Source organism: Bradyrhizobium sp., assembly GCF_049798375.1.
Lineage (GTDB): Bacteria > Pseudomonadota > Alphaproteobacteria > Rhizobiales > Xanthobacteraceae > Bradyrhizobium.
This window is the reverse complement of the sequence record NZ_JBARGP010000420.1, coordinates 1-11,282: the sequence shown is the minus strand read 5'-3', so window position 1 is coordinate 11,282 and position 11,282 is coordinate 1. Positions and strand designations below refer to the sequence as shown.

General features: G+C 65.6%; 13 protein-coding genes. 10 read left to right on the top strand and 3 right to left on the bottom strand.

Going from position 1 to position 11,282, the window contains the following annotated elements; all coding sequences use genetic code 11:
• Positions 1 to 144: 144 nt before the first annotated feature.
• Entirely contained in the window at positions 145 to 915 is a 771-nt protein-coding gene (locus WA702_RS17765) for an SOS response-associated peptidase (protein WP_425111843.1), read from the bottom strand.
• Positions 916 to 998: 83 nt separating this feature from the next.
• Between WA702_RS17765 and WA702_RS17760 the strand changes: the two genes are divergently transcribed.
• From WA702_RS17760 to WA702_RS17745, 4 genes are all read left to right on the top strand, one after another.
• A complete protein-coding gene (locus WA702_RS17760) occupies positions 999 to 1,532 on the top strand; it encodes a hypothetical protein (RefSeq protein WP_425111842.1) in 534 nt (177 codons plus the stop codon).
• Positions 1,533 to 1,571: 39 nt separating this feature from the next.
• Positions 1,572 to 2,000: an NUDIX hydrolase gene (locus WA702_RS17755; protein WP_425111841.1), complete on the top strand. Its 429-nt coding sequence runs from the start codon at positions 1,572 to 1,574 to the stop codon at positions 1,998 to 2,000.
• A 55-nt stretch (positions 2,001 to 2,055) separates the two neighbouring features.
• A complete protein-coding gene (locus tag WA702_RS17750) occupies positions 2,056 to 2,433 on the top strand; it encodes a TIGR02301 family protein (RefSeq protein WP_425111840.1) in 378 nt (125 codons plus the stop codon).
• Positions 2,434 to 2,593: 160 nt separating this feature from the next.
• Positions 2,594 to 2,860: a hypothetical protein gene (locus WA702_RS17745; protein ID WP_425111839.1), complete on the top strand. Its 267-nt coding sequence runs from the start codon at positions 2,594 to 2,596 to the stop codon at positions 2,858 to 2,860.
• 228 nt (positions 2,861 to 3,088) lie between these two features.
• Here the strand turns inward: WA702_RS17745 and blaBJP are convergent, their stop codons facing one another.
• Both blaBJP and WA702_RS17735 read right to left on the bottom strand, forming a co-directional pair.
• Positions 3,089 to 3,970: a BJP family subclass B3 metallo-beta-lactamase gene (blaBJP, locus tag WA702_RS17740; RefSeq protein WP_425111838.1), complete on the bottom strand. Its 882-nt coding sequence runs from the start codon at positions 3,968 to 3,970 to the stop codon at positions 3,089 to 3,091.
• Between the two features lie 243 nt (positions 3,971 to 4,213).
• Entirely contained in the window at positions 4,214 to 5,548 is a 1,335-nt protein-coding gene (locus WA702_RS17735) for a dihydroorotase (RefSeq protein WP_425111837.1), read from the bottom strand.
• Positions 5,549 to 5,640: 92 nt separating this feature from the next.
• Here WA702_RS17735 and WA702_RS17730 point away from each other — a divergent pair, with 92 nt between their 5' ends.
• From WA702_RS17730 to WA702_RS17705, 6 genes are all read left to right on the top strand, one after another.
• Positions 5,641 to 6,522, top strand: a complete 882-nt coding sequence (locus tag WA702_RS17730; protein WP_425111836.1) for a YgfZ/GcvT domain-containing protein — start codon at positions 5,641 to 5,643, stop codon at positions 6,520 to 6,522.
• Positions 6,519 to 7,175 (top strand): DNA-3-methyladenine glycosylase I, encoded by a 657-nt coding sequence (locus WA702_RS17725; protein ID WP_425111835.1) that lies wholly within the window; start codon positions 6,519 to 6,521, stop codon positions 7,173 to 7,175. The genes WA702_RS17730 and WA702_RS17725 overlap by 4 nt, the downstream gene beginning before the upstream one ends.
• Entirely contained in the window at positions 7,172 to 7,783 is a 612-nt protein-coding gene (locus WA702_RS17720; RefSeq protein ID WP_425111834.1) for a YfbR-like 5'-deoxynucleotidase, read from the top strand. Before WA702_RS17725 ends, WA702_RS17720 begins: the two co-directional genes overlap by 4 nt.
• Positions 7,784 to 8,076: 293 nt before the next feature.
• Positions 8,077 to 8,583 (top strand): tyrosine phosphatase family protein, encoded by a 507-nt coding sequence (locus WA702_RS17715; RefSeq protein WP_425111833.1) that lies wholly within the window; start codon positions 8,077 to 8,079, stop codon positions 8,581 to 8,583.
• Positions 8,580 to 9,587, top strand: coding sequence for an NUDIX hydrolase (locus WA702_RS17710; protein WP_425111832.1), 1,008 nt, complete (start codon positions 8,580 to 8,582; stop codon positions 9,585 to 9,587). The genes WA702_RS17715 and WA702_RS17710 overlap by 4 nt, the downstream gene beginning before the upstream one ends.
• Positions 9,588 to 9,665: 78 nt before the next feature.
• On the top strand, positions 9,666 to 11,282 hold a 1,617-nt coding region (locus tag WA702_RS17705), incomplete at its 3' end, for a DUF2339 domain-containing protein (protein WP_425111831.1).

The window sequence follows — 11,282 nt, the reverse complement described above, 5'->3', positions numbered from 1 at the left end:
CTCAATAATACCCCACGCAAATGCCTGGACTTCAGAACACCCGCCGAGGCATTCTCTGAACTCAAATCAACCGTTGCACTTCAACCGTGAATCCATCCCCCGCATACGCGGAGGATGACACCTTTTGCTGTTGCAACTTTCCTATCAAAACAAACTTCCTTGCCCGTCATCGACCTGCGGCTTTCGCGGCGCGGCTGGCCTTGCGGCTTTCTTCGCCGACATGCTCACCTGCTCCGCCGCGCGTTCTGCGTCTGTGATTGCAAGCACGAGCTGCGCGTCGTCATTGGCGACCGCATTCACCCGCCGCGACACCTCATGCCAGACGAAGATGCCTTCCTCCGGCGATCCGAGCAGGCGCATCACCTCGTTGGCATCATCAGCGCTGCAATCGAGCCAGCGCTCGAAATCGTCAGGCGCGATCGTCACCGGCACGCGGTGATGCAGGCCTGCCAGATCCGGACTCGCCGTGGTGGTGACGAGCGCGACCGTGTCGACCTCCTCGCCGTTCGGGCCCGCCCAGGTCTCGGCCTTGCCAGCGAATCCGAGCGGCGCGCGGTCGCCGCGATGGATGAAGAACGGCCGCTTTTGACCCCCCGTCTCCTGCCATTCGTAATAGCCGTCGGCGGGAACCAGGACGCGCCGCCGCCTGATGGCATTCTTGAACGCCGGCTTCTCGCGCACAGTCTCGGCGCGCGCGTTGATGAGCAGGCTGAAATGACGAGGATCCTTGACCCAGGCTGGAACCAGGCCCCAGCGCATCAACCGGAAATGCCGCCTGCCTTGGTCCAGAATGACCACCGGAATCGGCTGGGTCGGTGCGATGTTGTGCCGCGGCGGGAAATTTGGCTGCTCCTCATAGCCGAATATCTGCCGTAGAGCCTCGGGTGGTGACGTGATGACGAAACGGCCGCACATAATGTCGCTCGATCTGTCTGATGTTCAGCCTGTTTTAACCCCAAATGCCAACACTGCGGCGGATGACCGCGGCTTCACAACTTGTGCAATCCGATCGCACGCTCTCGCGACCAGGTGGTGCCGTTGATCCGGCCCGTGCTGCCCTGCTGCGCGCGGCCAACATCAATCCGCGCACCGGGCTCGCTACCGACTACCTGAATCATTTCAACGAAGCGATCATGCTGCTCGAAATGATTCCCGATATTCCGGAATGCGCCGAGGATTTCCTGACCTGGAAACCGCTCTCCTATGCCGAGCACTTCACAGCCACCAATTTCAAGGCCCGCGATCTCGTCATCGACGCTTACGCACAGGCAGATCCGGAGATCCGCGGCCGCTTCGACCACCTCACCAAGACCATGACCGAGATCCTGCTCGCGGTCGGCGCCGCCATGCAGCAGGCCACGCAGGACAATACCCGCGCCAAGCTCGCCGAGCAGGCCGCCGGATGGATCAAGCCGCTGGTGACGCAGGTCGGCGGCGTTATCAATGGCGAGGTCGAGATCGCGCCGGTTCCTGACGCGACCGAGGTCGATGCGGTCGACACCGTCGACGTCATCATGTCGGGCGGCCTCTGACCTGCTACTGTTCCGGCGCCTCGCAACCGGAGCATCGTGATGACTGACGCCCCCCTCATCCGCCCCCAGCTTGCGGTCAGCGCCTCGATCTTCCGCGACGGCGACATCCTGCTGGTGCGCCGTGCCCGCATGCCGGCGCTGGGCGTCTATAGCCTGCCGGGCGGCCGGGTCGAATTCGGCGAGACGCTGCATGCGGCGCTGGCACGTGAGATCGACGAGGAGACTAGCCTTGCAGTCGATATCATCGGCCTTGCGGGCTGGCGTGAGGTGCTGCCGGCCCAAACCGGCGGTTCCGGCCGCGGCGGTCATTTCGTGATCATGTCGTTTGCGGCGCGCTGGCGCGCCGGCGAGGTCAGGCTCAATGACGAGCTCGATGATTTCCAGTGGCGTGCGCCGGATGCGCTCGACGGCCTGCCGCTGACCGATGGCCTGCCCGAGATCATCGCGGCCGCCCGCAGGCTGGTCTAGCTCCGTCTTGCGTCCTGCTCACGGGAAGGGCATATGACGGGCTGTGGTTCCCCTCATGTTCAAACGCCTTCCAGCTGTCGTTCTCCTCGTCGCAGCCTGCGCGCTCGCTCCCGCGCGCGCCGAGGACGCGGCTGCGCCATTCGACGGCGATTTGCAGCGGCTGGCCGAGATCCTCGGCACCCTGCACTACCTCCGCGGCATCTGCGGCAACAACGACGGCAACAAATGGCGCAACGAGATGCAGGCGCTGGTCGATGCCGAGACGCCCTCGGGCGAGCGCCGCGCGCGCATGATCGCCGGCTTCAACCGCGGCTATAACGGTTTCCAGCAGACCTACCGGACCTGCACGCCGGCGGCGCTGGTCGCGATCCGCCGCTACGTCGACGAGGGCGCGAAGATCTCGCGCGACCTCACCGCGCGCTACGCCAATTGATGGGCGCAGAGCAGACATCCACAGTCGCGAGCGATGTTGTTCGAGCTCGTTAACCTTTCCTAAAGAACCGTCTAGGCGTCGGCATTCCGCGTGGTAAACCTTGCAGCGATCCGGCGCATCCGCCCCGGACCCGACGCATCACCGTTCCTCGCCCGCATCCATGAGCCATCCCGTGCATCACAGCCTCGCCCGCGACGCCCTGCCCGATCACGAGCAGAAGCAGGCCGCCCTCAGCTATCTCAACGAGGCCTGGGCGGAGGCGCGTCACGACGGCGTCGACGGCGATTGCCTGGCCCAGGCCAGCCTGTTCGCCGCATTGGCCGAGCTGGTCGGCACCTATGGCGAGGACGCGGTCGGCAAGTTCACCGAGGGCTTGGCGACGCGCGTGCGCAACGGCGAGTTCTCGCTGATGCGCTCGACGCAGTAACGCAGCTCACTGTTCGACCGTCATCAGCCTAACCGCGCATTCGGCAATCAGATTTGCATTCCCCTGTCATTGTCCGCGCAAGCGGATGACCCAGTACGCCGCGGCTTCTCGATCGACATGGCTGTCTCTGGAATACTGGATCCTCCGCCTTCGCGGAGGATGACAGCAGTGGTTTGGAGACGACCGCATGAAGAAGAGCCGTTCCGGCTCCTGATGCGAAGTCGCCGGCTACTTCGTCATCGCCGCGGTTTGCTTGGCGAGCTGCTTGTCGAAATCCTGCTCGAGGCCCGAGACGTAGGTGGCGAGTTCGCCGGGCTTGACGAACGGGTTCGGCGCGCCGTCCTTCATCTGCGCGCGCTTCGCCTGCATGCCATAGACTTCCGGATGCGGCCCGAGCAGCACGTCGATCTTCATCGCCTTGGCCTTGGCAAAGGTCGCGCGGTAGTCGTCGACGATGCCGGGATAGGTCGGCTCGCCCACCAGCCGGTTCAGCGCCACTGTTCCCGAGCAGAAGAACAGGACGTCACGGTCCTTGTCGCCCTCCTTGGCCGTCATCTCCCAACTGGTGCAGCCGGGGGTGTGGCCTGGCGTGTCGTGCGCGATCAACGTGGTGTCGCCGAGCGTGACCTTGTCGCCCTCCTTCACGGCACGATCGACCTTGACCGGCGTGAAGCTGATGTCGGTGTCCTTCTCGTCGCCCGGATAGTAGCCGCCTTCGAGCAACGGCTTGTCGCGCTCGCCGGCGATGAGCTGCGCGCCGGTCTCCTTTTTGAGCTCGGCGAAGCCGCCGGTGTGATCGAAATGCGCGTGGCTGTTCAGGATATATTTGATATCGGCGACCTTGAAGCCGAGCTTGGCGATGTTGTCCTTGATCATGCCGGTCACCTGCGGCACCGCGGTGTCCATCAGGATCAGGCCGTCGGAGGTCTTGATGACGTAGACCGCGATGCCGTCGGTGCCGACGTAATAGATGTTGCCGATCAGGCGGAACGGTTCGAACGGCGCGGTCCATTTCGGCATCACCGCCGCGAGAAAATCCTTCACCGTCTGCGCCTGCACGGCGGTGGCGAGCAGCGCTATCGCACACAGCCCGGTTGCGAGCTTCTTCATTGGATGCCTCCCGGTCGATTGTTGTTTTGTTGGCGCGAGAATCCGCGCGCATCGATGCATCGCAGGCTACGTTGCCGGCAATGCGGCAGGCAACAGCAGGTGATGGGAATATTTTATGGGTACTGGGGAATAATCGCCGGTGCGTAGGATGGGTAGAGCGCAGCGAAACCCATCGACGGTTTTCGCTGCGGATGCTGACGATGGGTATCGCTTCGCTCAACCCATCCTACGAAGAGGGAGCACTTACGCCTTCAGCGTCTCCAGGAACCGCACGGGCTCACCACGCGAGGCCGTCATCAGTTCGCCCTGCCACATCACGCGCTTGCCGCGGACGACCGTGCCGACCGGCCAGCCGGTGACACGCAGGCCGTCATAGGGCGTCCAGCCGGCGCGCGAGGCCACCCATTTATTGGTGATGGTTTCGCTGCGCTTGAGATCGACGATCGTGAAATCAGCGTCGTAGCCGGCGGCGATGCGGCCCTTGCAGGCGATGTTGTAGAGCCGCGCGGGGCCGGCGCTGGTGAGATCGACGAAGCGCTGCAGCGACAGCCGCCCGGCATTGACGTGATCGAGCATGACCGGCACCAGGGTCTGCACGCCGGTCATGCCGGAGGGCGAACCGGGATAGGCCTTGGCCTTCTCCTCCAGCGTATGAGGCGCATGGTCGGAGCCCAAAATATCCACGATGCCCTGCTCGATGCCGCGCCAGATCGCATCGCGATGCTCCGCCGATCGCACCGGCGGATTCATCTGTGCCAGCGAGCCGAGCCGCTCGTAGCATTCGGGCGCGGCCATGGTCAGGTGATGCGGTGTGGCTTCGACGGACGCCACATCCTTGTGGTCGCGCAGGAACGCGATCTCCTGCTTGGTCGTGATGTGCAGCACGTGGATGCGCTTGCCGGTCTCATGCGCGAGCTTGACCAGCCGTTCGGTCGCCAGCAGCGCCGCGGCCTCGTCGCGCCATACCGGGTGCGAGCGCGGATCGTTCTCGATGCGCTCGCCTTTGCGCGCATTGAGCCGATACTCGTCCTCGGCGTGAAAAGCGGCGCGGCGCCGGATCACCTGAAAAATGCGGCGCAGGCTGTCGTCATCCTCCACCAGCAGCGAGCCGGTCGAGGAGCCCACGAACACCTTGACGCCGGCGCAGCCTTCGGCGCGCTCCAGCACGGGCAGCTGATCGACATTCTCGCGGGTGCCGCCGATGAAGAAGGCGAAATCGCAATGCATGCGATGACGGCCGGCCGCGACCTTGGCGGTGAAGGCCTCCTCGGTCACCGTCAGCGGATTGGTGTTCGGCATCTCGAACACCGCGGTGACGCCGCCCATCACGGCGCTGCGCGAGCCGGTTTCGAGGTCCTCCTTGTGGGTGAGGCCAGGCTCGCGGAAATGCACCTGGGTGTCGATCACGCCGGGCAGCACATGCAGGCCTTTGCAGTCGACCACTTCGGCCGCCGAGGCGTCGCCGAGATTGCCGATTTCGGCAATGCGGCCGTCGTTGATGCCGATGTCCCTGATGCCTTCGCCGTCCTGATTGACCACGGTGCCGGATTTCAGAATGACGTCGAAACGCTGGGTCATGGTGTGTTCCGTACCCGCAACTGCGGACCTTGTCGTTTGTGCCGGGGCGGCATACGTTCCGGACTCATACGAGGCAAGAGGTTTTTCCGCAAATGAAGGCCGCGTTTCTGCCCGACCGCGGCGTGGTCGAGGTCTCAGGCGAGGATGCCCGCAAGTTCCTGAACGGGCTTTTCACCACCGACGTCACGCAGCTCACCCCGGGCCGCGCACGCTTCGGCGCATTGCTGACGCCGCAGGGCAAGATAATAGTGGATTTCCTGATCCTGCAGGCGCGCTCAGACGCAGCCGAGCGCTTTCTGCTCGATTGCCCGCGCGCGCTGGCGCAGCCGCTTGCCGACAAGCTCAAACTCTACAAGCTCCGTGCCAAGGTCGGAATCGAGAATCTCTCGGATCGTATGGGTGTGATCGCCGCCTGGGACGGCGACATCGCAGACCTGCCGGAGCGTGCCTTTGCCGATCCGCGGCAGGCGGCGCTCGGCTGGCGTATTCTGAGCCCTGAGGCTGAAGCGCCTGCGATCGCTAAACAGCTCGGCGCCGAGTTCGTCGACGCCAGTGCCTATGACGCGCACCGAATCGCCCACGCGGTGCCGCGCGGCGGGCTAGATTTCGCCTATGGCGATGCCTTCCCGCACGAGACCAACATGGACCTGCTGCACGGCGTCGATCTCGGCAAGGGCTGCTATGTCGGCCAGGAAGTCGTCAGCCGCATGCATCATCGTGGCACCGCACGCACCCGCGCGGCACAAGTGCTTCTCGACGGGCCGGCGCCTGAGCCAGGCACGCCGGTCATGGCGGGCGACAAGAGCGTCGGCACTTTTGGCGCGGCAGCGGGACAGACAGCCATCGCGCTGATCCGGATCGATCGCGTCGCTGACGCGCTCGCGGCCGGCCAGACGCTCACGGCGGGCGGCCGCGATTTGCGCATTGCCGATCCCGCCATCCTGCAACCCCCGGCCAAGCAGACCGTGGCATGAGCGGCACCGCACGTCTGCATGCCGACGGGCTAGCGCGCTGTCCGTGGCCCGGCGAGGATCCGCTCTATGTCGCCTATCACGACACCGAATGGGGCGTGCCGGAATATGATGACCGCGCGCTTTTTGAGAAGCTGATCCTCGACGGCTTCCAGGCGGGCCTCTCGTGGATCACGATCCTGCGCAAGCGCGACAATTTCCGGAAAGCCTTCGATGACTTCCAGCCCGAGACAATCGCGCGCTACACCGACAAGAAGATCCATGCGCTGATGAACGATGTCGGGATCGTGCGCAATCGCGCCAAGATCGAAGGCACGATCCTGAGCGCCAAGGGCTGGCTGAAGATCCAGGAGGAAGGTCCGGGCTTCTCGAAATTCCTGTGGGATTTCGTCGGCGGCAGGCCTTTGGTCAATCAGTTCAAGAGCACGGCCCGCGTGCCGGCTTCGACGCCGCTCTCGACCAAGGTCTCCAAGGAGCTTTCGGCACGCGGCTTCAAGTTCGTCGGGCCCACCATCGTCTACGCTTTCATGGAGGCGACTGGCCTCGTCAACGACCATCTCGTCACCTGCTTCTGCCACGACAGCTGCAGCGGCAAGCGCCGCGCGCCGAGGCTCAAGAATCCAGGGCTCAAGACGAGCGGCCTCAAGGCCAAATGAGTACGCGCAAGGCCCCCGCCGGCCAGAACCGGGTCTGGCAGCGCATGCTGTCGGGCCGCAGGCTCGATCTGCTCGATCCCTCCCCGCTCGACATCGAGATCGCCGACATCGCCCATGGGCTGGCGCGCGTGGCGCGCTGGAACGGCCAGACCTCGGGTGCGCACATCTTCTCGGTGGCGCAGCACACCTTGCTGGTCGAGGCTATCTTGTGCACGCAGGATACTGATGACGACGACCGGCTGCGGCTCGCGGCGATGCTGCACGACGCGCCGGAATATGTCATCGGCGACATGATCTCGCCGTTCAAGGCCGCGCTCGGCGACGGCTACAAGGCGATCGAGAAGCGGCTGTTGGCCGCGATCCACATCCGCTTCTCGCTGCCGCCGGTGCTCGCAGCAGAGATCGAGAAGCAGATCAAGGCCGCCGACCGCGGCGCGGCCTATCTGGAAGCGACGCTGTTGGCCGGCTTCTCGGAAAGCGAAGCCAAGCGGCTGTTCGGCCGCGATCCCGGCCTGCCGGACGATGTGCGCGAGGACTATCTGACACCGTGGAACGCAGCCAAGGCGGAGAAGCGGTTTCTGGAGCGGTTCAACAAGCTGCAAGTGTGAGGGCTGTTAGTTAGATCGAGCTGTCGCGGCAAGCACCGCTGCACCCTCTCCCCTTGCGGAAGAAGGTGCCGGAGATGCGAAGCATCGAAGGCGGGTGAGGGGTCTGTCTCCGCGGATAGAGACCCCTCACCCGGCTCAATCTCACTGCGTTCGATTTCGCCACCCTCTCCCGCAAGGGGAGAGGGTGCACTGCCGCTGCCGAAACGTGTCACCAGACCTCATCAAACCCGCCGCGCAACCGGCTTTCACCGCCCTGCCCGCTGGCCTATAATCGCCGCACAAGGGATCTTTCGATGATTCACGTCTGCTCGCTCGCCGCTCTGCCAGAGACCGTTCGCCGCACCGGCGCCAGCCACGTGCTGACGGTGATGGCCAATGTCGAGCAGGTGGTGCGGCCTGACACCATCCTGGCCGAGAACCACCTCAAAGTGTCGATGGACGACATCACCGAGGAGCTGGAAGGTTTCGTCGCGCCCGGCGCGCATCACGTCGCGCAGGTGCTGGCCTTCGTGCGCGGCTGGGACCGCGGCGCGCCGCTGGTGGTGCATTGCTATGCCGGCATCAGCCGCTCCACCGCGAGCGCCTTTGCCGCGGCCTGCGCGCTCAACCCGCGGCGCGACGAGCTTGCGATCGCGCAAAGCATCCGCGCGGCCTCGCCAATCGCATCTCCCAACCGCCTGATCGTCAGCCTCGCCGACAAGGCGCTGGGGCGCGACGGGCGCATGCTGCGCGCGCTTGACGCCATCGGCCCCGGCAACATGCTGACCGAAGGTCAGCCCTTCCGCATCGATTTGGAATGAGCGATCAGCCGCTGACGCCGATCGAGATCGGCCTGACCGCGGCGATCGTCGCGATGAACGGCCAAGTAAAGGGTCAGGCGAACAGCCAGATCACCAGCAACGAGCCGCTGATCCTCACCGCAGCCGGCGATGACGGCCTCACCGGGCTGCCGTTCGGCCCGTTCGACGCGCTGCGCCATCGCACCTTCGAGATCGGCCTGCGCGCCTGGGTGCAGGAGCAGACCGGACTGCGGCTCGGCTATGTCGAACAGCTCTATACGTTCGGCGACCGTGGCCGGCATGCGCAGCCCGGCGACACCGAGGTGCATGTCGCTTCGATCGGCTATCTGGCGCTGACACGTGTGACCGACGAGGCGGTCCGTACGCCCGGCGCTAGCTTCGCGCCGTGGTATCGCTTCTTCCCGTGGGAAGACTGGCGCAAGCAGCCGCCTGAGATCATAGCGCGCGACATCCTGCCCGAGTTGACCAGATGGGCCGCGCAAAGCGAGACCGACGCGCCGCCGCGCCCGCTGTCGCGCCGGGATCGCGTGCGGCTCTATTTCGGCACCGACGGGGCGCCCTGGGACGAGGAGCGCGTGCTCGACCGTTATGAGTTGATGTACGAAGCCGGCTTGGTCGAGGAGGCCCGCCGCGACAGCCGGCCCGCGGCTTTGGCGCGCAAATCGCAGCCTTCGCTCGGCGTCTCCATGCGGTTCGACCACCGCCGCATTCTCGCCACCGCCATCGCGCGGCTGCGCGCCAAGCTGAAATACCGCCCCGTGGTGTTTGAACTTCTACGAGACGAATTCACACTCACTGAACTGCAGCATACTGTGGAAGCGATCTCCGGACGGCATCTGCACAAGCAGAATTTCCGCCGGCTGGTGGAAAACACCGCGCTGGTCGAACCGACCGGGCTGACCTCGACACAAACCGGAGGACGGCCGGCCGCGCTGTTTCGTTTCCGTCGCGAGGTGCTGCAGGAACGGCCGGCGCCGGGCCTGCGCGTCCGCGCGCGGCATTGAGCCATTGAACCTGAAGCGGCCTCCCCGGCTGCACCCAACACCGAGGTGTTGGCGTCGACCTCGAAAGCCGGCCTCCCCATGTTCGATTTGCCGCTCGATCTGCTTGCGCTGGTGATCGCCATCGCCGCGTTGATCTTTGCGCGTAAGACCTCCACGGAAGCCTCGCAACTACGCTACCGCCTCGACAGGCTGGAAGCTGCGCGGGCAGACCATGCTGCGGCAGCCGGCACCACAGCCGCGGTCGCGGCGCCGCCACCGCTGCCGGGCGAGGCTCCCTTGGCGCCGGAGGCGACGATTGCGCCCGATCCAAGCGAAAGCCAGTTGGCGACGCTGGATGCACCGCTTGTCACGGCGCCATCCGACGAGACCGATGCTTCGGCCGCTCCACCGCCGCTGCCGCCACCGCCGGCCAGACCCGGCTTCGAGGAGCAGATCGGCACCCGCTGGGTGGTGTGGATCGGCGGGCTGACATTGGCGCTCGGCGGCTTTTTCCTGGTGCGCTATTCGATCGAGGCGGGCCTGGTCGGCCCCGAAGTCCGCGTCGCGCTGGGGGCGCTGTTTGCGGCAGCGCTACTCGCGGTCGGCGAATGGAGCCGGCGCCGCGAAAGCATCGCGCAGATCGCAGCGCTGCCCATCGCCAACATTCCGGCGATGCTGACCGCGGCCGGCACGGCGGTGGCTTTCGCCACCGTCTACGCGGCGTATGCGCTGTACGACTTCCTGCCGCCGCCCGCGGCCTTCATCCTGCTCGGCATGGTCGCGCTTGGCACGCTCGCCGCGGCGCTGCTTCATGGCCCGGCACTCGCAGGGCTCGGCATCGCGGCCGCGTTCGTCACCCCCGCGCTGGTCTCATCCGGCGAGCCGAACTACTGGGCGCTCTATGTCTATCTCGCGGTCGTGACGGCCGCGGCCTTCGCGCTGGCGCGCGTGCGGCTGTGGCGCTGGCTTGCGATCACCACCATCGTGCTGGCCTTGCTGTGGACGCTGCCGTGCCTGGATTGCGGCCTGTCGATGGTGGCACCGCATGCCTTCCACGTTGTCACAGGCTTTGCGCTCGCCGCGCTGATCGTGGTCTGCGGCTTCCTATTTGGCCCCGATGCCGCCGACGATGGTATCGAACCGGTCTCCTCGGTTGCGCTGTCGGTCTATCTGCTGGGCGCGATGCTGATCGTGCTGGCAAGCCGCCATGACGACATCGCGCTGATCGCCTTTACCGCGCTGGTGGCGGCGAGCCTCGGCGTCTCCTGGCGCGCGCCGGCGGCCGCCGGCAGCGTCGGTGCCGCGGCAGCGATGGTGTTTCTGGTGTTCGGCGAATGGGCTATCCGCGGCAATCCCGACATGCTGGTGCTGCCGGGCCCGCTGCCCGACATGGGCCCGAGCCCGATCGGCGAGTCCGAGTCCTCGCACCTCATCATGGCCGGCCTGTTCGCCGCAGTGTTCGGCGGCGCCGGCTTCCTGGTGCAGGGACGTTCGCGCAATCCAACCGTCGCGGTGGTGTGGTCGGCGGCCGGCGTGTTCACGCCGCTGGCGCTGCTGATCGCGCTGTATGCGCGCATCGCCCATCTCGATCGCTCGATCCCGTTCGCCATTCTCGCAGTTCTGCTCGCTGTGGCGTTCGCCGCTGCGACCGAAGCGTTGACGCGCCGCGAGGAGCGGCCGGGCGTCGCGACCGCCACCGCGCTGTTTGCGACCGGC